Source organism: Cupriavidus neocaledonicus (assembly GCF_000372525.1).
GTDB classification, from domain to species: domain Bacteria; phylum Pseudomonadota; class Gammaproteobacteria; order Burkholderiales; family Burkholderiaceae; genus Cupriavidus; species Cupriavidus neocaledonicus.
Map to the genome: position 1 here is coordinate 1 of NZ_AQUR01000087.1, position 21,657 is coordinate 21,657.

Annotated in this window: 17 protein-coding genes and 1 pseudogene; 6 read left to right on the forward strand and 12 right to left on the reverse strand. The window is 66.4% G+C overall.

Going from position 1 to position 21,657, the window contains the following annotated elements:
* The 3 genes and pseudogenes from A3AG_RS0109750 to A3AG_RS34330 all read left to right on the forward strand — a co-directional run.
* Window positions 1-782, forward strand: a pseudogene (locus tag A3AG_RS0109750) (DUF2345 domain-containing protein); the annotation flags it as partial.
* A gap of 13 nt (window positions 783-795) precedes the next feature.
* On the forward strand, window positions 796-3,048 hold the full coding sequence (locus A3AG_RS0109755) for a M23 family metallopeptidase (RefSeq protein WP_145987513.1): 2,253 nt from the start codon (window positions 796-798) through the stop codon (window positions 3,046-3,048).
* Between the two features lie 134 nt (window positions 3,049-3,182).
* Window positions 3,183-3,683 carry a hypothetical protein gene (locus A3AG_RS34330; protein WP_197721546.1) on the forward strand — a complete coding sequence of 167 codons (501 nt, stop codon included), beginning with the start codon at window positions 3,183-3,185 and terminating at the stop codon, window positions 3,681-3,683.
* 25 nt (window positions 3,684-3,708) lie between these two features.
* Here A3AG_RS34330 and A3AG_RS0109765 read toward each other — a convergent pair whose 3' ends face one another.
* Together A3AG_RS0109765 and A3AG_RS0109770 are read right to left on the reverse strand one after the other, a co-directional pair.
* Window positions 3,709-5,112, reverse strand: a complete 1,404-nt coding sequence (locus tag A3AG_RS0109765) for an amidohydrolase family protein (protein WP_018005214.1) — start codon at window positions 5,110-5,112, stop codon at window positions 3,709-3,711.
* A 4-nt stretch (window positions 5,113-5,116) separates the two neighbouring features.
* On the reverse strand, window positions 5,117-6,466 hold the full coding sequence (locus A3AG_RS0109770; RefSeq protein ID WP_018005215.1) for a nucleobase:cation symporter-2 family protein: 1,350 nt from the start codon (window positions 6,464-6,466) through the stop codon (window positions 5,117-5,119).
* A 510-nt stretch (window positions 6,467-6,976) separates the two neighbouring features.
* Here A3AG_RS0109770 and A3AG_RS0109775 point away from each other — a divergent pair.
* Window positions 6,977-7,984, forward strand: coding sequence for an AraC family transcriptional regulator (locus A3AG_RS0109775; protein ID WP_026164079.1), 1,008 nt, complete (start codon window positions 6,977-6,979; stop codon window positions 7,982-7,984).
* A gap of 31 nt (window positions 7,985-8,015) precedes the next feature.
* Here A3AG_RS0109775 and A3AG_RS0109780 read toward each other — a convergent pair whose 3' ends face one another.
* The 5 genes from A3AG_RS0109780 to A3AG_RS0109800 are packed head-to-tail and all read right to left on the reverse strand — an operon-like array spanning window position 8,016 to window position 13,445.
* On the reverse strand, window positions 8,016-9,125 hold the full coding sequence (locus A3AG_RS0109780) for a CobW family GTP-binding protein (protein ID WP_018005217.1): 1,110 nt from the start codon (window positions 9,123-9,125) through the stop codon (window positions 8,016-8,018).
* Between the two features lie 54 nt (window positions 9,126-9,179).
* On the reverse strand, window positions 9,180-9,776 hold the full coding sequence (locus A3AG_RS0109785; RefSeq protein ID WP_018005218.1) for a UbiX family flavin prenyltransferase: 597 nt from the start codon (window positions 9,774-9,776) through the stop codon (window positions 9,180-9,182).
* Entirely contained in the window at window positions 9,773-12,061 is a 2,289-nt protein-coding gene (locus A3AG_RS0109790) for a xanthine dehydrogenase family protein molybdopterin-binding subunit (protein WP_018005219.1), read from the reverse strand. The genes A3AG_RS0109785 and A3AG_RS0109790 overlap by 4 nt, the downstream gene beginning before the upstream one ends.
* On the reverse strand, window positions 12,061-12,573 hold the full coding sequence (locus A3AG_RS0109795; RefSeq protein WP_026164080.1) for a (2Fe-2S)-binding protein: 513 nt from the start codon (window positions 12,571-12,573) through the stop codon (window positions 12,061-12,063). The genes A3AG_RS0109790 and A3AG_RS0109795 overlap by 1 nt, the downstream gene beginning before the upstream one ends.
* Window positions 12,561-13,445, reverse strand: coding sequence for an FAD binding domain-containing protein (locus A3AG_RS0109800; protein ID WP_018005221.1), 885 nt, complete (start codon window positions 13,443-13,445; stop codon window positions 12,561-12,563). Before A3AG_RS0109800 ends, A3AG_RS0109795 begins: the two co-directional genes overlap by 13 nt.
* 214 nt (window positions 13,446-13,659) lie before the next feature.
* Here A3AG_RS0109800 and A3AG_RS0109805 point away from each other — a divergent pair, with 214 nt between their 5' ends.
* Window positions 13,660-14,583: a LysR family transcriptional regulator gene (locus A3AG_RS0109805; protein WP_020384445.1), complete on the forward strand. Its 924-nt coding sequence runs from the start codon at window positions 13,660-13,662 to the stop codon at window positions 14,581-14,583.
* Between the two features lie 16 nt (window positions 14,584-14,599).
* Here the strand turns inward: A3AG_RS0109805 and A3AG_RS0109810 are convergent, their stop codons facing one another.
* From A3AG_RS0109810 to A3AG_RS0109825, 4 genes are all read right to left on the reverse strand, one after another.
* Window positions 14,600-15,991: a nucleobase:cation symporter-2 family protein gene (locus A3AG_RS0109810; RefSeq protein ID WP_018005223.1), complete on the reverse strand. Its 1,392-nt coding sequence runs from the start codon at window positions 15,989-15,991 to the stop codon at window positions 14,600-14,602.
* 237 nt (window positions 15,992-16,228) lie between these two features.
* The gene (locus tag A3AG_RS0109815; RefSeq protein ID WP_018005224.1) at window positions 16,229-17,671 is read right to left on the reverse strand and encodes a UbiD family decarboxylase; all 1,443 of its coding nucleotides are present in this window, start codon (window positions 17,669-17,671) and stop codon (window positions 16,229-16,231) included.
* Between the two features lie 101 nt (window positions 17,672-17,772).
* Window positions 17,773-18,687, reverse strand: coding sequence for an amidohydrolase family protein (locus A3AG_RS0109820; protein ID WP_012354043.1), 915 nt, complete (start codon window positions 18,685-18,687; stop codon window positions 17,773-17,775).
* Window positions 18,688-18,738: 51 nt separating this feature from the next.
* Window positions 18,739-19,641 carry an amidohydrolase family protein gene (locus tag A3AG_RS0109825; protein WP_018005225.1) on the reverse strand — a complete coding sequence of 301 codons (903 nt, stop codon included), beginning with the start codon at window positions 19,639-19,641 and terminating at the stop codon, window positions 18,739-18,741.
* Between the two features lie 582 nt (window positions 19,642-20,223).
* Here A3AG_RS0109825 and A3AG_RS0109830 point away from each other — a divergent pair.
* A complete protein-coding gene (locus A3AG_RS0109830; RefSeq protein ID WP_018005226.1) occupies window positions 20,224-21,108 on the forward strand; it encodes an endo alpha-1,4 polygalactosaminidase in 885 nt (294 codons plus the stop codon).
* On the opposite strand, the gene A3AG_RS0109835 is transcribed toward A3AG_RS0109830, so the two are convergent.
* Window positions 21,090-21,623 carry a M48 family metallopeptidase gene (locus A3AG_RS0109835; protein ID WP_035848314.1) on the reverse strand — a complete coding sequence of 178 codons (534 nt, stop codon included), beginning with the start codon at window positions 21,621-21,623 and terminating at the stop codon, window positions 21,090-21,092. The genes A3AG_RS0109830 and A3AG_RS0109835 overlap by 19 nt on opposite strands.
* Window positions 21,624-21,657 lie beyond the last annotated feature (34 nt).

Consider the following 21,657-nt stretch of genomic DNA (forward strand, 5'->3'; position numbering starts at 1 on the left):
GTCACCGGCCACGTACTGCCGACAGGCGACAACGCTGCCGGTATCGCACTGCTGCGGCAGGCGGGCGATCTGGTCAGGACGTTGGGCGATGGCGCCACCAGGCACCAGACCCAAGCCCTGTCGACCGGGAAGGACGACGAGTCGCCATTGGCGAAGCAAGCCAAGGCTGCAGCCGGCATGGTCGACGGGCAATCGCTCGAACAGCAAAGGAAGACGCGGCTGGCGGCAATACCAGCACACCAAGGAAGGTGCCGCACCAGGGCGAGCCAATGGTCCACCTCAACGGCAGAGCTGGCGTGGCTATGGTGGCGGGCCAGGATCTGCAGATTGCCAGTGGGGAAAGCGTCGTGATGGCCAGCGGGCAGGACAACAATGTCGCCGTCGCGGGACAGGGGCGCATCCATTCGGGAAAGGCGATTGGGGTGGCCGCAGGACTGTCTTCGGCCGGCGGCGGAAACGTCGGCCTGCAACTGACGGCAGGCCAGGGCGATATCGATCTCCAGGCGCAGCATGATTTGCTGAAGCTGGCGGCGCGGGAGGACCTGACCATTGTGTCGGCCAATATGAATGTGGACTTTGCTGCGGCCAAGCGCATCCGCATTGCGACAGCTGGTGGTGCTGCCATCACCATCGAGGGCGGCAATATTACTTTCGAATGTCCCGGCCCGATTACTTACAAGGCCGCGCAAAGGAAGTTCGAGGCAGGCGTCCGCCACGACTATCCGCTCCCAATGGCACCGGCGACGCCATGGGAGATAACCGGTTCCTTCCCCTACTCCTGAACCAGACTGCGCCATGATCATCAGCTATCCCATTCTTACAACGCCGCCGGCAGGCAACGCCATGGAAGAGTCGGAGGATGCCTGGCTGGCCCGCCTGCTGGCCGAGTCAGACGACCCGAAGGGCGCCTATCCGGCGCGCATGGTCGGCAACACGTACTGTTGGCACGGCGGTCTGCATATCGGTGCCGATACGGCAACGCCGGTTCGCGCCATCGCAGATGGCACCATCGTCGCCTACCGGCTGGCGCCAAAGACCGAGACCTACGAAGGGCAGCCCTACGACACCAGCTTCGTGCTGCTACGCCATGAGACCGAGACGGGTGCGGTCACGCCGGTGGTGTTCTACTCGCTCTACTTGAACCTCGCCGCCGCCGAGCATTTGCATGGTCGTACCGACACGCTCGCAACGTGCTACCGAACCCGCACCAGCCCGGACGCACGCGTGCCGGACGATCCGAAAAAGGCCAAGGTCTACCGGCGCGACATACTCGGCTATCCGGGGAGCCAGCATCAGTCCGGACGCAATGGATTTCATTTGGAGATCTTCACCACCGACGAGGCGCTGACCCTCTTTTTCCGCGATAGCAGCCGCATCACGGACAAGGGTAGTGCTGACATCTATGGCGACGTCCACTTTGTTATCCCGGAAGGCAAGTCATTCGCAGCTGCGCATCCGCGTCTCCCCGCAGGTGACTGGCCATGGCGGAAAACGGACAAGGATGCCAAGCCGATGTTTCCGATCGGAAAAGCCGGAAGCAATGCCGGGCAGCAACTCTACGTCAGCGTACGCCTGGACAAGGACAAGCGCCTCACGACCACACGCATACGTACCGCGCAGGGGCAGTACCGCGAACTCGGCCGGGTCGAACAACAGGGGTATGGCTACGCCATGCTGGCTCTTGCCGAGGCGCTGTACCCGGACAACCCTAGCGCTGGCCTGGAGTGGCTGACCTTCGGGCGTGTGTTGAGCGACGAACGCAGCCGCCACACCGACAATTGGCAACTGGTGCCCTATGCACCCGGCTCGGCCGGATATATCGACTTGTCACAGGCCGGCATCGCGCGGTTGTCCGACGCGGACTTCCCGCATTGGCTTGGCTGGAAGAAGGTCGAAGAAGGCGCGATGCTGAGTCCGGCCGATGCCATCGTAGACGACCCGGCGACGCTACAGATGCTGAGCGACAACGGCGACGCGGGCAAGGCGGCGCTGCGTCATCTGGTGGTCAAGCATCCGACTGAATGGGATGTCTCGGATTTAGACGCACGCTTTGCGCGCCTGCGCAAAACGGGCATGCCGTTGGTGTCGGAGGAAAGTTGGCAGCGGTTCAAGGATCAGGCGCAGAAACTCGCGTTCTGGCAGCACACTGGATTGCCTCGTGGGGTATGGCATTTCCATCCGCTGCAGTTCATTCATCATATGCGTCGGGCGCTGTGGCTTAGTGTTGATGAACTTAGGCAGGCTGTGCCGGCAAGGGCGTTGCGGGGCTTTGGGGCAGGAATTCCCCACAAGATTGTGTATGAAGCAGCAACAAGAGACGCCGGTGTTCTCGCAAGGAGTCATAAGGACCGTTTGAATACTGCTTGGCGAAAGTACGGCATAACGACCCGCGCCAGGCTAGCCGCATTCCTTGGGAACTCCGTTCAAGAAACAGTCTGGTTCAGCACGCTGGTAGAGGGGGGCGGCTCGCGTTCTTGGTACTCGCCATGGTTCGGTCGTGGCTTTCTGCAGCTGACACATACGCCCAACTATCTGAAATACTGGAAATTCCGAGGCCGTGACATCGACGCTGCCCTCGACGCCGCACTACATGCAACATACTCGAGGGCGAAAGAATTGCGCAGCAACGTACCGCTACATGCCGCTGAACCGAGTTTGCCAGGAAACATTCTAAATTGGCGCGAAGATGTGGCTGTGGACACTTATAGTGCCGCTGATAGCGCTGGGCACTACTGGCTCAAGAATGGGGCGAATAAAGAAGCGGACACGCTAATTCCAAATTACCGCCATCAGTTCAGTATCCATTTCACCAGCCAACTAAGGAAGCGCGATGTCTTTGTATTTTACGAGAATGTATCTTTCCGCCGTGCGTCCTGCATCGTGAACCTGCCAGACCACGTGAATCTAGGAAATCCGCGGTTGAATGGTCTTGTAGACCGATATCATGCATACGCCTATGCTCAGGTGTTGTTGTTCGACCATCCTACCTTCCCCGATAGGGTGGGCGTCGTGCAGTTCAAGCCGGAGGATTATGAATGGAAGCGGTGAGGGAGCGGACTCTCGAAGCGTTTGCAGTCTTTGGCACGGCGATGGCCTTCTCGCTCGCGAGCGCGGGCGTGTGGGCGGAGGGAGTGAGAGGTAACGGACTCATACCTAAAGGGACGCAACGATACGTCCTTCCAATGAAAGACTGTGCGCTGGAATTTGTCGCCAAGGCTGGAGGTGCTGCCCGGGTAACTCCATCGGACGATTCCTGGGGTACCTTTAGACATGGAAGCTACTTTCCAAAAGAGAACGAGAAAGAGCTATCAATGCTTGTCAGTTGCCAGCCCGGGGCGGCAAAAAAACTCTGTCCGGAACTGATGAGCCAACGCCGGGAGTCTGACCCTATGATGATCCGGGATACTCAACAGCGTGACCTTACCAGCCTTAACCCGCGGTACTACTCTGATGCCACCATTGCTACTGCGACCGCTGTAGCGACACCGCGTAGCCGTGACCTCCATTTTTGTCTAGGTGATGAAACGCGTACGATCGTGACGATGAATGGCGGGATCGTCGTTGGATTCGACCCGCGCGAGATCACCGAAACCCGCGGCAAGACGATTTTGAAACGCTCAGAGCGCGCGCTGCCAGACGTGCTAGCCATCATCCGCTCGATGCGGTTCATCGCCAATCCATAGCACCTAAGGCACCACAATCGCCCCCTTAATCCACCAACCCCACCAACGCCTCCCGCGCCTCCCTCCTCAACTTCTCCAAATCCAGCCCCACCACCGCCCCATCCCGCACCACCTGCCGCCCCCTCACCAGCACATCACGCACAGGCGTCGGCTCCCCAGCCGCCACCGGCGCCGTGCCGATGTCATGGAACCCATGGAACCGCAGCCCGCTGACGTCATAGATCGCCAGGTCCGCCGATTGCCCGGGCGCAAGCGTGCCGATACCGGGCAGCCCCAGAACCTGCGCCCCACCGGCAGTACCCCAGTGAAGCACTTCCTCCACCCGCGTTTGCCCGGCGCCGCCGAGGGCGCGGTGCACCAGCCAGGCGAAGTTGGCCTCGTGCACCATGCTGCCCGATTCATTGGAAGCGACGCCATCGACGCCAAGTGAGATCGGCACGCCCGCATCCGCCATCGCCCGCACCGGCGCGATACCGCTGCCGAGGCGTGCGTTGCTGACGGGGCAATGCGCCATGCCGGTATTGGTCACGGCCAGCATGCGGATTTCCTCAGGGTTGACGGTGACGAGGTGCGCGAACCAGACGTCGGGTCCCAGCCAGTCGTGGTCGGCGACGAACTGCACCGGCGTGCACTGGTACTTCTCGCGGCAGAACCTGACGTAGTTGTCGGTCTCGGACAGGTGCGAATGCAGGCGCAGGTCCATACCGCGGCCAAAGGCGGCGAGTTCGCGCAGCAGGGCGGGCGGCAGCGAGAAGGTGGGGGTCGTCGGGGCCACCACCACGCGGCGCAGGCCGTCGGGGGCGGGGTCGTGGTAGCGTGATTTCAGCCGTTCGATATCGGCCAGCATTTCGTCCAGCGTCTCGGGCACCAGCGCGGTGGCGCGCATGCCGGGATGATCGGAGGCGGACTGGATGGCGCCGCCGCGGCACAGCACCAGGCGCATGCCGAGCTCTTCGGCCACCTCGAACAGCACGTCGCCGGTTTCGGCGCCGTGGCCGTGGTGATACAGGTAGTGGTGGTCGGCGCACGTGGTGGTGCCGGACAGCAGCAGCTCCGCCATGCCCAGGCGCACCGCGGTGCGGAAGATCTTCGGACTGAAGCGCGCCAGGCGCGGGTAGGCGACGGCCGCCAACCATTGCTCCAGCCCGACGTTCATGCCGCTGGGCACGGCCTTCAGCAGGTTCTGGAACAAGTGATGGTGGGTGTTGACCCAGCCGGGATAGATCACGCAGCCGCTGGCGTCGAGGAGGCCTTCGCCGTCGTGACGCGGCAGGCTGGCACCGATTTCGGCGATGCGGCCCTCGCGGATGCGGATGTCGGCGGCGCCGGCGCGCGCGGCAGTGCCGGCGCGGCCGGTCATCACGGCGGCGGCGTTGCGGATCAGCAGGGCGCCGGCCGGCGCGGTGGTGGCGTTGGTGTTGTGCACCATGTTGTCAGACCCCTTGGACGTTGTCGGCGCTGGCGGTCAGCTCGTCGGCTTCACGCGCTGGCAGGCCGTTGAGAATCAGGTTGAGGACCACCGAAACCACGCAGGCGATGATCACGCTGCTGTGGACGAAGGGCTGCAGGAAGCCGGGCAGCTTTTCGAGCATGCCGGGCAGCATCACCGGCATCATCGCGCAGCCGAGCGTGATCGAGACGATGGAGAGGTTGTTGGGATTGCGCTCGTAGTCCACCTCGCCCAGCGTCTTGATGCCGGCGGCGACGACCACGCCGAACATCACCATGGTGGCGCCGCCCAGCGCCGCGGCGGGGATCGATGCGAACAGCGCGCCGATCTTGGGCACCAGCGCCACCGCGCACAGCATCACGCCGCAGGTGGCGACCACCCAGCGGCTGCGCACGCCGGTGACGATCACCAGCCCCACGTTCTCCATGAAGGCGATGTACGGGAACGCCGCGAACATGCCGCCGATGGCGCTGGCCAGGCCGTTGGCGCGCAGGCCGCGGGTGGCGTCGCGCTCGGTCAGCGGTCGCTTGACGATGTCGCCGACGGCAACGAACAGGCCCATCGATTCCACCATCTGCACCACCATCACGATCACCATGGTGGTGATGGCGCCGATGTTGAAGGTGGGCATGCCGAACGCGAACGGCGTCACCATGGTGAACCATGGCGCGCGCGCGACCTCGTCGAAGCTGCCCATGCCCAGCATCCACGCCACCGCGCCGCCAACCAGCAGGCCGATCACCACCGACAGGTTGCGCACCAGCTCGCCGCCGTGCCGGTTGATCAGCAGGATCAGTGCCACCACGCCGAAGGCGACCAGAAAAAAGATGGGCGCGCCGAAATCCGGCGCGCCCCTTCCGCCTCCAAACCAGTGAAACGAAACCGGGAACAGCGACAGGCCCACGGCGGTGATGGTGCACCCGCTCACCACCGGCGGGAAGAAGCGCTTGAGCTTGCCGATCACCGGGGCCAGGAACATCGCGATCACGCCGGCGGCGATGATGGCGCCGCAAACGCCGTTGAAGCCGAGCGCGGGATCGGTGCCGATGGCGATGACCGGGCCCACGGAGCTGAACGCCACGCCCTGCATCAGCGGCAGGCGCACGCCGAACTTCCAGAAGCCCACGGTCTGCAGCAGCGTGGCGATGCCGGAGGTGAACAGCGCAGTGCTGATCAGCATGGTGGTCTGCGCCGGCGTCATCTTGAGGGCGCCGGCGACGATCATCGGCACCGCAATGGCGCCGAGGTAGCTGACCAGCATGTGCTGGAAGCCGAGCGACGCCATCGCGCGTGCCGGCAGGATCTGGTCGACGGGGTGAACCACTGGTTTCATGATGGGTCTCCTGCCGCGTACTGGGGGAAAGTGCGCCATGCCGGCGGCGGCTGGCCCGGTCTGTGGTTGCCGGGCTCGGGTCCGTCACGGTGCCATGCGCGGCGCATGGCCCACGCATGCCTTGCACAGTAGTGATGCACGGCATGCCGTCATAGCGTTATTGCGAAGGCTGTGGCACGGGGCCGCAAGCGGGCTTGCAAAATGCGCGCCGGAGGCATCAGGGGTTTCCCTTGGGTTGCGTGAGGGCAGGGGTGGCAATACGATGGATGCGCTGGTTTGCTCCCCTCTCCCGCGCGCGGGAGAGGGGTTGGGGGAGAGGGCCGGCGTGCGCAGGAACGAAAGAGATCGAATGCCGCGCTGATGTTGCCAGCGGCATTCGAGGCGGTATCGCTCTTGCAAGTTCCTGCCCTCTCCCCCGCCCCCCTCCCGCAGGCGGGAGAGGGGAGAAAGACGTCGGACGTTGAGGCGGCGTCGGTCGCCGTGGTGCTTTCCCTTCTGCTATCCAACGCTATGTCACCCACCGCAGCATGGTCCGCCGCAGCCCCGCGCTCGCCAGTCTCTCGCGGCGGGGACCTCGATCGCATCCAGTCGCTGTCCGGCCGCGTGTTCGGCCCCACGCGGCTGCGCGCGGCCGAGGACGATGCGGCGCTCGATGCGCGCATCGATACCAGCACCATCGGCCGGCTCACGCTGGTGACCATCGCCTACAACCAGGCGGTGCAGATCGAGCCGCAGCCGAACAAGGACGAGTTCGTGATCCAGACGGTGCTGGCCGGCGGCTGCCGCGTGGAAACGCCGCGGGGCGCGATGCTGATGCCACCGGGCGCGACCTTCGTGTTCTCGCCCACCGTGCCGACCACGCTGTCGCTCGATCCGGGCTGCGAGCGCTTCAGCGTGGTAATCCGGCGCCAGCTGATCGAAGAGGCGTTCCGCCACCAGTTCAGCTTCGAGCCGCCGGCGCCGATCGAATTCGACATGCAGCCGGTGGCCGACGATGGCCGTGCCGCGCGCTGGCAGGCGCTGGTGGGCTACCTGCGCGCGGAAACGCGGGTGCGGCGCGAAGGCAGCGGCGTGCCGGCGGTGGATGCCAGCATCGAACGGATCGTGCTGTCGACGCTGCTGCTCGATCGCTTCGCCGCCGACGGCAATATGCTGCCGCGCCGCTTCGAAGCGGTGCTGCCTGACTACGTGCGCCAAGCCATTGCCTACCTGCGCGCCAACCTGGACCAGCCGCTGACGCTGGAACAGATCGCCGCGCATTGCGGCGTGTCGGCGCGCACGTTGCAGCTGGGCTTTCGCAAGAGCAAGGACACCACGCCGATGGAGTACCTGCGGCTGCTGCGCCTGCATGGCGCGCGCGCAGACCTGCAGCGCGCGTCGCAGGAGAAAGGCATGGTCGGCGCGATCGCGCTGCGGCACGGCTTTACCCACCTGAGCCTGTTCTCGCGCGAGTACCGGCGTGAGTTCGGCGAGCTGCCGTCGCAGACCTTGCGCGCGGCAGCCTTGCGGCGGGACTAACCGCAAGCCAGTCCCGCCGCCGACAGCACGATCAGGCGGCCTGCGCCACCGGCAGGCACACCTTCAGCAGCGTCTGCAGCCGCAGCTTGTCGAGATGGCGGCCGATGAACACGAACTTGCTTTGCGCCGGCTCCGTACCCCACGCCTCGGCGGGATGGAAGTCCATCAACCGGTGCACCGCCTGCAGCACGTAGCGGCGCTCATCGCCGTCCACCGCGACGATGCCCTTCATGCGGAACACATCGTCGCCCTGCGCGGCCAGCAGCGCCTTCAGGCCGTGCTCGAGGCGCTGGCGATCAAATGGCTGGTCGAACACCAGCGAGACCGAGGTCACCGACGGATCGTGGCGGTGGCCGTGACTGTCGTCATCGTGCGCGTGGTCGCAATACTCGTCGCATACGTGGTCGTGATGCTCGTCGTGCCGATCATGCGCTTGGCCGGTGTGCTCGTGCGCATCGTGCGCATCGTGCGCATCCGCCTGGATCGTCCCCGGCGTGAACCCGCCGATACCCAGGATCTTGCCCAGGTCCACCTGCGCGAAGTTGGAGCGCAGGATCTGCGCGCCCTCGTTCAGGCGATGGATGCGCGCTTCCAGCCGGTCGAGCTGCACGGCGTCCACCAGGTCGGTCTTGTTCAGGATCACGCGGTCGGCGGCGACGATCTGGTCGACGGCCTGGTTGTCGAAGCCAGTCAGCTGGGGGTCGTCGAGATGGCTTTCGATATGCACCGCATCGACCAGCGTCAGGATGCCGTCGAGCGTGACCTGCCTGGCGACTTCGTTGTCCATGAAGAAGGTGGCGGCCACCGGGGTCGGGTCGGCCAGGCCGCTGGTCTCGACCAGGATATGGTCGAAGCGCTCGGGGCGCTCCAGCAGCTTCTGCAGGATGCGCACCAGGTCCGTGCGCACATCGACCACGCAGCAGATGCAGCCGTTGGTCATCTGGTAGATCTCTTCGTCCGAGGTCATCACCAGGTCGGAATCGACGTCGACTTCGCCGAACTCGTTCTCGATCACGGCGATGCGGTGGCCGTGCTTCTGCGTCAGGATGTGGTTGAGCAGCGTCGTCTTGCCCGAGCCGAGGAAGCCGGTAAGGATGGTGACCGGGACGGGCGGCTGTTGTGCGACGGCAGGTGCGTTCATGTTGTCTCCTGATTAGGGTCTGCGTTCCCCGCGAGCGCGAGGCGGAAGTTCTTTTCAAGCGGTGGCGACGCCGGGGCGCAGGCCTTGCCAGCGTGCCACCAGTCCGTCGTGCGGTACGTCGAACAGGTCCAGCACGCGTCCCACGGTGTGGCCGACGATGTCGTCGACCGACTGCGGATGCGCGTAGAAGGCCGGCACCGGCGGCAGCACGATGGCGCCCATCTCGGTCACCGTGGTCATGTTGCGCAGGTGCACCAGGTGGAAGGGCGTCTCGCGCGCCAGCAGCACCAGCCGGCGGCGCTCCTTGAGCATCACGTCGGCGGCGCGGGTGACGAGGTTGTCGGCCAGGCCGGTGGCGATGGCGGCCAGCGTGCGCATCGAGCAGGGCGCCACCACCATGCCGTTGCAGCGGAACGAGCCGCTGGCGATGGTGGCGCCGATATCGCGCACGTTGTGCACCACGTCGGCCATGGCCTCGATCTGCGGGCGCTGCAGGCCCAGTTCATGATGCGCGGTCAGCAGGCCGGACGGCGAGCACACCAGGTGGGTCTCCCAGCCGTCCAGCTCCGCCAGTGCCTGCAGCATGCGCACGCCGTACACCGCGCCGCTGGCGCCGGTGATGGCGACCACCAGGCGTTGCTTGCGGCTCATCCGCGCCCGCCTTCCCGCGCCGCCTTTTCCGCCAGCGCCTGCAGCACCTGCTCGGGCTTGATCGGGTAGTGGCGGAAGCGCACGCCGATGGCATCGAACACCGCGTTGGCAATCGCCGGCCCGATTGCGACGATCGGGTCTTCGCCCACGCCCTTGGCACCGAACGGGCCGCCGGGGTCCGGCGCGGCTTCCAGGATCACGGTGCGGATCTCGGGCATATCCATCGCCAGCGGCATCTTGTAGTCGACGAAGTTGGCGTTGAGCGAGCGGCCGCTGCGCATGTCGATCTGGTAGTCCTCGTACAGCGTGTGGCCGATGCCCTGCTGGATGCCGCCTTCGATCTGGCCCGCGGCCGCGACCGGGTGGATCACCTTGCCGACGTCGTGCACCGGCACCACCTGCCGCACGGTGATGAAGCCGGTCTCGGTATCGACCGCGACTTCGACAAAATGCGCGGCGAACGAATACGACTTGGTCGGGTGATAGGTGGCGGTGCCCACCAGTTGCGCGGCGGGAATGCCCTTGCGCGGCATCACCGCCTCGCGCACCGTCAGCGTGGGGCCGTCGCGGTCGCGCACGGCGATGATGCCGCCGGCCAGCGTCAGGGCTTCGGGCTCGCACTCCATCAGCTTCGCGGCGCGCTCGAACAGCTGGCGCCTGATTTCGCCCGCCGCCATCTGCGCCGCCTTGCCGACCATGTAGGTGGTGTGGCTGGCAAAGGCGCCGATGTCCCAGGGCACCACGTCAGTGTCGCCATGCACGACCGATACCGCTTCGAACGGCAGTGTCAGTTCCTCGGCAACGATCTGCGCGAGCGCGGTATGCGCGCCGGTACCCAGCCCGGCCGCGCCGGTCAGCAGCACCACGGTGCCGTCCTCGTTCATCTTGATGATGGCGTTGCCCTGTTCCTTGATGCCAGGATAGGCGCTGCTGCCGTGCATCTCGCAGCCCAGGCCCCAGCCGGTGCGGACCGGCCCGGTGGTGTCGCGCGCGCGGCGGCGCAGCGCGGGCCAGTCGAGCAGGGCCATGCCTTTCTCGATGCAGGCCTCCAGGCCGTGTCCGATCAGCGGATGGTTCGAGGGCGCGATATCGCCTTCGCGCACGGCGTTCCTGAGCTTGAGTTCGGCGGGGTCCATGCCCAGGTGCGCGGCGGCCTCGTCCATCTGCACGTCGAGCGCGTAGTAGGTCTGCACCACGCCGTAGCCGCGGAAGGCGCCGGCGATGGGGCTGTTGGTATAGACGCAGCGGCCTTCCAGCAGCACGTTGTCGCAGCGGTACAGCGATACCAGCGCGGCGGTGCCGACATTGGTCACGCCGGGACCGTGCGAGCCGTAGGCGCCGGAATTGAACACCACCCTGGCCTTGCGCGCGGTGATGGTGCCGTCGTTGCGGAAGCCCTGCTTCAGCCAGATTTTTGCCGGATGGCGGGTGCGGCCGCCGAGGAAGGTTTCCTCGCGGGTGTATTCCATGCGCACCGGCCGGCGTGTCTCGCGCGCCAGCAGCGCGCACAGGAACTCATGCTGGAACAGGTCCTGCTTGGCACCGAAGCCGCCGCCCATGTGGTCGACCAGCACGCGCACCTTGTGCAGCGGCAGCCCCAGCACCTCGGCCATGATGCCGCGCACCATGAAGGCGGTCTGGGTCGAGATCCACACCGTCAGGTTGCCGTTGCCGTCCCAGCTGCAGGTGAGCACGTTGGGTTCCATGTAGGCGGGGGTGGGGCGGCCGCCTTCGTAGACGCCTTCGAGGATGAAGTCGGCCTCGGCAAAGCCGGCTTCGACATCGCCGCGCCTGACGATCACCGGCGGCAGCACCAGGTTGCCGCCGGGCTCGCGTTCATGGAGGCGCGGGGCGTCGGAGCGCTCGGCATCTTCGGTGGTGAAGACCGCGGGCAGCGTGTCGTATTCGACCTCGATCAGTTCGAGCGCGCGCTCGGCGATCTCTTCGCTGACCGCCGCCACCGCGGCCACACCCTCGCCCCAGTAGCGCACCTTGTGGTCAAGGATGTACTGGTCGCAGGTCACTGACGCCGAGCGCGGGTGCGGCGAGCCGGCGTGCAGCACGCGCGGCACGTTCTCGTGCGTCAGCACGGCCTTGACCCCGGGCAGCGCCAGCGCGCGCGAGACGTCGATGCGGCGGATGCGGGCGTGGGCGACGTTGCTGCGCTTGATCTTGCCGTACAGCAGGCCAGGGAAGGGCATGTCGGCAACGTATTTGGCGTTGCCGGTGACCTTGTCGAGCAGGTCGGTGCGCTTGACGCTGTGTCCGATCACGGCGTGGCTCATCATGCCTCCTCGCTGGCGCGGGTACGGTGCATGCACCCGGCGGGGTCCATGGCCGCGGCGGTCTGCTCGATGGCCTCGATGATCTTGGTGTAGCCGGTGCAGCGGCAGATGTTGCCGGCAATGGCAAAGCGAATCTCGTCGCGCGTGGGATGCGGGTTCTCGTCGAGCAGCGCCTTGGCCATCACCACGAAGCCCGGCGTGCAGAAGCCGCACTGCGCGGCGCCGCAGCGCATGAACTGATCCTGCAACGGGTGCACGGTGTCGGGCGCGGGCTGCACGCCTTCGATGGTGGTGATGTGGCAGCCGTGCGCTTCGGGCGCCAGCACCAAGCAGCTGTTCATCGGCCGGCCGTCGATGATGACGGTGCACGAGCCGCATTCGCCCACGTCGCAGCCCTTCTTGGTGCCGGTCAGGCCGGCGTCGTGGCGCAGGGCGTCGAGCAGGGTGCTGTGGGGTTCGACCGCCAGCTCGCGCGGCTCGCCGTTGATGACGAGTTCGATCATTTTTCGCATGATGCTCCGCGCAGGGCGGCCTCCAGGGCTTGTTCGAGGGCGCGGCGGGTCAGCACGCTGACCATCTGCCGCCGGTAGGCTGCGCTGGCGCGCACGTCGCTGATCGGACGGGCCTCGTCCATGGCGGCGTGCGCGGCCTGCAGGATCAGGGCGTCGGTCACGCGCTGGCCGCGCAGCAGCTGCTCGGCGCGCGCGGCGCGCACGGGTGTGGGGCCAACCGCAGCCAGCACGATGCCGGCATCGGCGCAGTGGCCGTCCTCCAGCGTCAGCGATACCGCCACGCCGACCGTGGCCAGTTCCATCTGCACGCGGCGGCCATGCTTCAGATAGACCTTGCCGGTGTTGGCGCGCGGCGGCGGCACGGTGATGCGGGTAACGATCTCGTCCGGCGCGATGGCGGTCTTGCCGACGCCGGTGACAAAGTCCTCGACGCGCAGTTCGCGCGAGCCCGACATGCCGTACAGGTGCACCGAGGCGCCGTCGGCGACCAGCGGCGCGATCGAATCCGCCGACGGCGACGCACGGCAGACATTGCCGACCACGGTGGCGCGATGGCGCACCTGGATCGAGGCGAAGTCGGTCACCGCCTTCGCCAGGCCGGCGTAGTGGCGCTGCACCAAGCCGGAGGTCTCGACCGCGCGCGTGGTCACCAGCGCGCCGATGCGCAGGCCGTTGACCGGATCGAAGGTCAGCACGTCCATGCCCGGGATCTTCTTGAGGTTGATGACCTGCTCGGGCTTGCGCACGGACTCCTTGATCTGCACCAGCAGGTCGGTGCCGCCGGCCAGCACGCTGGCCTTGCCGCCGCACCGGTGCAGCATGGCCGAGGCTTCGGCCAGCGTTGCCGGTTCGAAATACTCAAACGCTCTCATTGCTCCTCCTGGTCTGTGCCATCGGCGGCGGCTGCCGGTCGTGCCGAAGTCGTGCGGGGCGCGCGCCGTTGAATCCATCATGGGTGGCAGGTGTTCATCGGTAAAGACCCGCAAACGGATTAATTGATCGTGTTACCCTCTGAATCAGACGCGCCGCGAAAGCCCTGTCCCTTCGCCGCAGAGCGCGCACCCCGAGATCCCGGAGGTAGACAACGTGCCCAACCTCAGCAACATGAACGTGTCGCTGCGCCAGCTGCGCGCGTTCATCGCCGTGGCGCAGGAGCGCCACTTCACCCGCGCCGCCGAAAGGCTGGACCTGTCGCAGTCGTCGGTCAGCGCGCTGATCCACGAACTGGAAGCCAACCTCGGGCTGAAGCTGTTCGACCGCCACACGCGCCAGCTGCACATCACCCAGGCGGGCGCGGAACTGCTGCCGCTGGTGAAGAAGGCGGTGGCCGATATCGATAGCGTGATCGAGAATTCCAGCGAGCTGCGCACGCTCGGACGCGGGCGCGTGTCGATCGCCGCATCGTCGATCCAGGCGGCGCTGATGCTGCCGCGCGTGATCCGTGAGTTCTGCGTCAGCCATCCGGGCGTGAAGGTGGAGCTGCACGATGTGTCCGAGCATGAAGTGACCAGGATGGTCAGCTCGGGCGAGGTCGATTTCGGCATCGGCACCATCCCCGCGGGCCAGCCCGACCTGAGCGCGCACCGGCTGCTGGACGATGCCTTCGTGATCGTGATGCCGGCGCACCATCCGCTGCGCCGGCGCAAGACGCTGCGCTGGGAGGACGTGGCGGGACTGCCGGTGATCGGCCCGCACAAGGGCAACCCGATCCGCGACTGCCTGGACACCGCGCTGGCCGCGCGCGGCATCACGCTGCAGCGGGTGCACGAGGTGTTCCTGCCTCTGACCATGGTCGGCATGGTCGACGCCGGCCTGGGCATCGCCGTGATGAGCGCCGCGGTCACGCGGCTGACCGGCGCGCTGGGGCTGGCCACGGTGATGCCGACCGATCCGGTGATCCACCGCGAGATCTCGCTGCTGGTGCACGCGGACCGGTCGCTGTCGCCGCCGGCGCAGGCCTTCCGGGATTTGCTGATGCGCTATCGCGCCAGGCTGGCGGAAGCCAGCTGACTGCCGGCCAACTTCGTCATGCCGGTTCCTTGGCCAGCCCGTGCGGCTGGGCGGCTGGCGAACGGGCGTTGAACAGCAGGTTCAGCAGCACCGCGGCCAGCGTGCCCAGCAGGATGCCGTTCTGGCAGAACTTGGCCAGCAGCTCCGGCATCTGCGCGAAGAACTTGTCCGACACCAGCGGGATCATGCCCAGCGCCACGCTGACGGCGACGATGTAGGCGTTCTTCTTGTTGTCGACAAAGTCCACATGGCCGAGGATGCGCACGCCCGTGGCCGCGACCATGCCGAACATCACCAGCGCCGCGCCGCCCAGCACGTATTGCGGGATCGACGCCGCGAAGAAGGCCAGCTTGGGCAGGCAGCCCAGCACGATCAGGATGCCGCCGGCGGTGGCGCAGACCCAGCGGCTGCGCACGCCGGTGACCTGCACCAGCCCGACGTTCTGCGCGTACGAGGTGTAGGTGAAGGTGTTGAACACCGCCCCCACCAGCGCGCCGACACCGTCGGCACGCAGGCCGCGCGCCAGGTCCTCGGAGTCGACCGGGCGCCCCACGATCTCGCCTAGCGCCAGGAACTGGCCCACGCCTTCGATCATGATCACGATCATCACCACGCACAGCGTGACCGAGGTCATGGCGTCGAAGGTGGGCCAGCCGAAGTGGAAAGGTGTGATGAATTCAACCCAGTGGGCGTTGTGCAGGCCGTCGAAACTGACCTTGCCCAGCGCCAGCGCGATCACGAAGCCCACCGCAATCCCGATCAGCACCGCCACGTTGCACAGGAAGCCGCGCGCGAACGCCACCAGCGCCAGCACCGTGCACAGCACCGCGGTGGCGATGGCAATGTTCAGCGGCAGGCCGAAATTGGGATTTGGCACCGGACCGGCCGCGGTATTGATGGTGGGATTGCCGCCCGCCGCCCAGTTGATCCCGACCCGCATCAGGGAGACCCCGATCACCAGCACCACGGTGCCGGTCACCACCGGCGGGAACCAGCGCACCATCTTGCCGACATAGGGCGCGGCAAAGTAAGTGAAGACGCCCGCCACCATCACCGCGCCGAACACCGCCGGCAGGCCCAGCGACGGATTGGAGCCGGTGGCGATGATCGGCGCGATCGCGGTGAAGGTGACGCCCATCATCACCGGCAGGCGGATGCCGACCTTCCAGATGCCGATGCTCTGGATCATCGTCACCAGGCCGCAGCAGAACAGGTCGGCGGCAATCAGGAAGGCGACCTGGTCCTTGGGCAGCTTGAGGGCGCCGCCGATGATCATCGGCACGGCAATGGCGCCGGCATACATCACCAGCACATGCTGCAGGCCAAGGGCCAGCAGGCGCGGCGGGGGCAGGACCTCGTCGACGGGATGCACGGCGGCATTCCCTTGCGTAGGCAGGGTGGGGTTCATGCTGTCTCCTTTGGTCGGTATCACGCCGGTTGCGCATTGCGCTAACGTGTCGCCAAGGTGCCGGCGCTTCCTCTTGCGGGATGGTCTTGCCATCCTCTCGTGCGAAGCCCGCGCCTGTCCTGTCTTGTCAGTCCAGCATGACAGCGGCGCAGGGAAGGTACAACGTTGGCGGTGGATTTATCGATCGGGTGAAACGATGAATCCACCGTTTTCAGCGGGTTATCCCTGAGCCGCGCCTCACGGCACGTGGGATGCCGCACGCTCCAGCCGTGCCAGCAGTGCAGCCGCGCGCGCCATCGCGGCGGCATCGATGCGCGCGCGGATGCCGTCGAAATTGGGCCCGCGCGTTGCATCCAGCCCCATGCGTGACGTGGTGCCGACACCCGATGCCGACGGATCCAGCGCGCTGCCGGGCAGGCCGTCGACCACCACCACGTCCAGGTGCGGCTGCAGGTGCGTGGCCATGGCCCACAGCACATCCTCGTCGCGGGTGATGTCGACGTCCTCGTCCACCGCCACCACCGTCTTCAGGTACGGGTCCCAGCCCAGCAGGCCCAGCATCACCTGGCGGGCCTCGCCCGGGCGGCTCTGGCGCAGCGCCACGTAGGCGTGGAAATGCGTGCCGGAGCTGGGGTAGTGCACCGCGGTGACGCCGGGAAAGCGCTCGCGCAGCTTCTCCACCATCTCGGACTCGCGCGGGATGCGGCCCAGGTTCAGGTGCTCGGCCGAGTTGCCGCCGACCACGTCGACCAGCCACGCGTCCGTGCGCCGCATCACGCTCTGCACCCGCAGCAGGTTGTTGGTCGAGCGGTCCGACGAGTATCCGGTGAACTCGCCGAACGGGCCTTCGTCGACGCGGGCCTCGGGATCGATCACGCCTTCGAGCACGATCTCGGCATGCGCTGGAACCAGGATGCCGTGGCGCGGCGTGCGTACCACTTCCAGCGGCGCGCCGAACAGGCCGCCGGCGACATGGCGCTCGTCCACGCCGAACGGCAGCCGCGCGGCGCCGGCCAGCATGAACAGCGGATGCGCGCCGATCACCATTGCGACCGGCAGCGGCCGGCCCAGTTCGGCGGCGCGCTGCTGCATGCGCCACAGGTGGCCGCGCGAATGCAGGCTGGTGGCGATCTCGGTCGGCGAATGCAGCATCGAGCGGTGGTAGCTGGCGTTGCCGATGCCGCTGTCGGGGTCTTCCGCGATCAGGATCGCGTTGGTGATGTAGGGGCCGCGGTCGGTGGCGAAGTGCCGGATCGCGGGGATCGTGCGCAGGTCGACGTGTTGCGTCTCGACGTGGCCGGTGACGGCGCCGCTGTCCAGCACGCGCGGCGCGACCATGCGGCGGCTGCGGGCCTGGTATTCGGCATGGATGCCGGCGGGCGGCACGCCGCCCAGCATGCGCCCCACGCGCTCGCGCGAGGCGAACAGGTTGGTGGCGAGCGATGTGCCCAGTCCCTCGACATGGTCGAACAGCAGGGCCGGATGGCGGCCCTGCGCAGCCAGCGCCCACACCAGCGCGGTGGGGTCCTGGTCGGCGCCGACCGGCTCGCGGATGTGCAGCACGTCGTCGGGAAAGGCCTCGCGGTAGGCGGCCAGGAACTGGTGGAAGTCCTGCGAGGTATCGTGGAAAGGCTGGCGCGCCGGCGTCGCGGTGGCGAAGGGCGCTGCGGGTGAGTTCATGGATCGGCTCCTGGGGTCAGGGTGGGCCAGGGCGAAGGCTGCCCCAGCGGCCGGGAAGTCCCCGGCCGCCGTGCCGTGCCTGCCTGCCGAACAGCTAGCGACTACCGGGTGCTGGCGTAGGTATCCTTCAGCCGCGCCAGCGCTTCTTCCTGCGTCCTGGGCGGCGCGGTCGGCTCGATGCCGACCAGCCGGGCGATGTTGTTGCCCATGTAGTCCTCGAGCCCGTCCTCATCCAGGTCCATGCCCTGCGGCGCGGGGCCGCACAGCATTTCCAGCTCGCGCAGCCACATGCCGGGTTCGTTGGGCGGCGTGTCGGTGCCGAACACGATCTTGTCGCGCGGCAGCTGGCGCGCGAACTCGACGATGCGCGACTGGAAGCACCAGCCCGATTCGCAGTACACGTTGGGCGTGTCCATCGCCATCCAGAACGCCTCGAACGAGTAGTTGCCGCCGGTCTGGATGCCGAAATGCCCGATGATGAAATTGACCATCGGGAATTCGCGGATGATCGGGTAGAACATCGTCGGGATCGTGTACGGGCCGTCGCCGGTGTGGATCAGCACCACCACGTTGTACTTGGCGCAGACCTTCATCGCCGGGCGCAGCCAGTCGAGCGCGCGGTCTGGACGGTAGCCGTGCATGTTGGCATGCAGCTTCAGCATCTTGAAGCCGTACTCCTTGACATGGAATTCCAGCTCCAGCGCGCCTTCTTCCGGGCCCCAGCGCGGGTTGAAAGTGAAGTTGCCGATAAAGCGGTCGGGGTACTTCTGGCACAGCTCGGCGATATACGCCATGTAGTCGCGGATGCCTTCGCGGCCGCGGCGGTTGCCGTCGCGGTAGCCGGTGTTGCCCGGCGGCGGCTGGATAAAGCCCATGTCGATGCGGCGCGGCTTGCCGTTGATCATGTAGGGGCCGTCCATCATCTTGAGCATGCGCTCGCCGTTGAAGGGCTCGCCGGTGTGGCGCCAGGCTTCGTCGACCAGGTTGGTCGGGTGCAGGTGGGTGTCGATAATCATGTTCGGGTGCTCCGGAGTCCGTTGTCGTTGGCGCGGGTGCGGGTGCGGACCTTATGCGGCCAGGCGCGCTTTCGCTTCTTCCAGCGTGCGCGGCACCGGCGTCGGCTCCAGGCCGATCATCCGGGCGACGTTGTTGCCGAGGTAGTCCTCGAGCGTGTCTTCATCCAGGTTCAGGCCCTGGGGCGGCTCGAAGCACAGCACTTCCAGCAGGCGCAGCCACATGCCGGGCTCGTTGGGCGGGGTGTCGGAACCGAACAGGATCTTGTGCCTGGGCAGCACCTTGGCGAACTCGACGATGCGCGACTGCAGGCACCAGCCCGATTCGCAGTAGACGTTGGGCATGTCCATCGCCATCTGGAACGGCTCGAAGCAGTACACGCCGCCGGTCTGCACGCCGAAGTGGGCCATGATGAAGTTCACCGTCGGGAACTCCTTCATCATCGGCACCCATTCGGTCGGGATGCTGTAGGGACCGTCGCCGGTATGCAGCTTGACCAGCACGCCCAGCTCGGCGCATTTCTGCAGCGCCGGGCGCAGCCAGTCCAGCGCGCGGTCCGGGCGATAGGCGTGCATGTTGGCCTGGAACTGGACCATCCTGAAGCCCAGCTTCTTCACGTAGTGCTCGATGGCGTTGACGCCGTTCTGCACGCCGCAGCGCGGGTTGTAGACGAAGCAGCCGATAAAGCGGTCCGGGTACTTCCGCACCATCTCGACCGTGTAGGCCATGTACGCGTCGATCGATTCGCTGCCCGACTTCACGCCGTCGGTGTAGGTGTAGATGGTGTTGCCCTGCGGCGGCTGGATAAAGGCCTTGTCGATGCGGCGCGGCTTGCCGTTGATGGTGAATGGGCCGTCCATCATCTGGATCAGGCGCTCGCCGGTGAACGGGTTGCCGTCGTGGCGCCAGGCCAGGTCCACCAGGTTCGTCGGATAACAGCTGGTGTCGATGATCATGGGAGATCCCCTAACAATGACTGGTGTCCTGTTCCGCAAGTAACTTGCCAAAATGAAATCGTCCAGTTGCTCGTCAGGCTAGGCGCGAGGAGGCGCCATAGCCGTAGCTATGGCAACGACGAGCAACGACGCATGGCGGGCAACTGGGCGATTTCATGGCAAGGCATTTGCGGAACAGGACACCAGGGTTGGACACGCATGCGGCGGGCGCGCGCGAACAACGCCGCGGGGCCGGCCTTGCATGCTGCGATCGGGAGTCTTTGTCAGGGGAGCGTCTGGACCACTGCGCCACCGACGAAACACTCCGTCAGTGAGCAATCTCCAGTTGAACGTCGCGGCATTGCACCGCTGCTGTCCAATCGACCGCTTCTACCCACGCGCTCTTTATACATAGCGCCTCGGCATGGGTCAAGCGCATCATGTGTTGCGCCGCACGAACAGTGGGGCCGGCCTGCATTCCAGACCTGGCCGTGAATCCGCTACATTGCGGGAACCGCAGCGGCAGGCCCGGCCGCCGCGGCATATCGACAACAGGGCCGATCGCTTCGAACGGGGTTCATCACAGGGAAGGGGGAAGAACATATGCATGGCAACGATGCGAGGAAGGCCGCGGCGCTGCTGTCGGTTGCGCTGGGCCTGGCACTGGGCGGCTGCGGCGGCGATGGCGGGCAGACCGAGATGGTGTCGCCGACCGCCGCGGCCGCGACGCGGCACATCAACGAAACCACCACCAGCGCCACCACGCGCTGGGCCCCGGCGCTCACCGATACCTGGCAGATCCAGCTGACCGGCCGGCTCAATACCAGCTATGCGGTGACCGCCTATGACTTCGACCTGTTCGATACGCCGCAGGCCACCATCGACGCACTCAAGGCACAGGGCCGGCGCGTGATCTGCTACTTCTCGGCGGGCAGTTCCGAGGACTGGCGTCCCGACTTCAACCAGTTCACCGAGGCGGACCAGGGCGCCCCGCTGTCGGGCTGGGCCGGCGAGCGCTGGCTGGATACGCGCTCGGCCAACGTGCGCCGCATCATGCAGGCGCGCATGGACCTGGCGGTCAGCAAAGGCTGCGATGCGGTCGATCCCGACAATGTCGACGGCTATACCAACAGCCCCGGCCTGCCGCTGACGGCCGAGACCCAGCTCGACTACAACCGCTTCCTGGCGGCGGAGGCGCATGCGCGCGGGCTGGCGGTCGGTTTGAAGAACGACGTGGGGCAGGTGGCCGAGCTGGCCGCGAGCTTTGACTTCGCCATCAACGAACAGTGCTTCCAGTACCGCGAGTGCGGTGCCTATACCGCGTTCACGGGGCAGGGCAAGCCGGTATTCCAGATCGAATACGCCACCAAGTACCGGGACGCCGCCACGCGCGCCGGGCTGTGCGCCAAGGCCCAGGCGGCCAACCTGCGCACGCTGGTGCTGCCCAGGACGCTGAACGGGTCGTTCCGCTACGCCTGCGACGCCTGAGCGCGAGGATCGATGCCGCCGGCGGGGGCGGCGCGTTCCAGCTCCCGCCAGGCCAGGTAGAGCCGCGTATCGAACTCGAGCTGGTGGTAGCGCGGCTCCATGTACTCGCAGAGCCGGTAGAAGGCCTTGTCGTGCTCGCTTTCCTTCAGGTGGGCAAGCTCGTGCACGACGATCATGCGCAGGAATTCCGGCGGCGCTTCCTTGAACAGCGAGGCGACCCGGATCTCTTTCTTGGCCTTGAGCTTGCCGCCCTGCACGCGCGAGATCGCGGTATGCAGGCCGAGCGCGCGCTGGGCCGAATCCAGGCGCGCATCGAACCCCACCTTGTGCAGCGGCGGCGCGCTGCGCAGGTATTCCTGCTTGATGTCCGTGGTGTATTCGTACAGCGCGCGGTCGGTCTGCACGGTGTGGCGCCCCGGGTAGCGGCGGGCCAGATGGTCGCCGAGCCGGCCGGCGGCGACCAGCTCGCGCACCTGCTCCAGCACGCCGGGCGGATAGCCGCCCAGGAAGCGCATCGGGTCCTTGCCGGCGGGACGCCAGCTCTCGTTC

Bases quoted from the DNA above. Each gene is read 5' to 3' on its own strand.
- A3AG_RS0109775 (WP_026164079.1), top strand. From the start codon at position 6,977: ATGTCACCCACCGCAGCATGGTCCGCCGCAGCCCCGCGCTCGCCAGTC.
- A3AG_RS0109755 (WP_145987513.1), top strand. From the start codon at position 796: ATGATCATCAGCTATCCCATTCTTACAACGCCGCCGGCAGGCAACGCC.
- A3AG_RS0109765 (WP_018005214.1), bottom strand. From the start codon at position 5,112: ATGGTGCACAACACCAACGCCACCACCGCGCCGGCCGGCGCCCTGCTG.
- A3AG_RS0109785 (WP_018005218.1), bottom strand. From the start codon at position 9,776: ATGAGCCGCAAGCAACGCCTGGTGGTCGCCATCACCGGCGCCAGCGGC.
- A3AG_RS0109780 (WP_018005217.1), bottom strand. From the start codon at position 9,125: ATGAACGCACCTGCCGTCGCACAACAGCCGCCCGTCCCGGTCACCATC.
- A3AG_RS34330 (WP_197721546.1), top strand. From the start codon at position 3,183: ATGAAAGACTGTGCGCTGGAATTTGTCGCCAAGGCTGGAGGTGCTGCC.
- A3AG_RS0109810 (WP_018005223.1), bottom strand. From the start codon at position 15,991: ATGAACCCCACCCTGCCTACGCAAGGGAATGCCGCCGTGCATCCCGTC.
- A3AG_RS0109770 (WP_018005215.1), bottom strand. From the start codon at position 6,466: ATGAAACCAGTGGTTCACCCCGTCGACCAGATCCTGCCGGCACGCGCG.
- A3AG_RS0109825 (WP_018005225.1), bottom strand. From the start codon at position 19,641: ATGATCATCGACACCAGCTGTTATCCGACGAACCTGGTGGACCTGGCC.
- A3AG_RS0109815 (WP_018005224.1), bottom strand. From the start codon at position 17,671: ATGAACTCACCCGCAGCGCCCTTCGCCACCGCGACGCCGGCGCGCCAG.
- A3AG_RS0109795 (WP_026164080.1), bottom strand. From the start codon at position 12,573: ATGCGAAAAATGATCGAACTCGTCATCAACGGCGAGCCGCGCGAGCTG.
- A3AG_RS0109835 (WP_035848314.1), bottom strand. From the start codon at position 21,623: ATGCGCTTCCTGGGCGGCTATCCGCCCGGCGTGCTGGAGCAGGTGCGC.
- A3AG_RS0109830 (WP_018005226.1), top strand. From the start codon at position 20,224: ATGCATGGCAACGATGCGAGGAAGGCCGCGGCGCTGCTGTCGGTTGCG.
- A3AG_RS0109800 (WP_018005221.1), bottom strand. From the start codon at position 13,445: ATGAGAGCGTTTGAGTATTTCGAACCGGCAACGCTGGCCGAAGCCTCG.
- A3AG_RS0109790 (WP_018005219.1), bottom strand. From the start codon at position 12,061: ATGAGCCACGCCGTGATCGGACACAGCGTCAAGCGCACCGACCTGCTC.
- A3AG_RS0109820 (WP_012354043.1), bottom strand. From the start codon at position 18,687: ATGATTATCGACACCCACCTGCACCCGACCAACCTGGTCGACGAAGCC.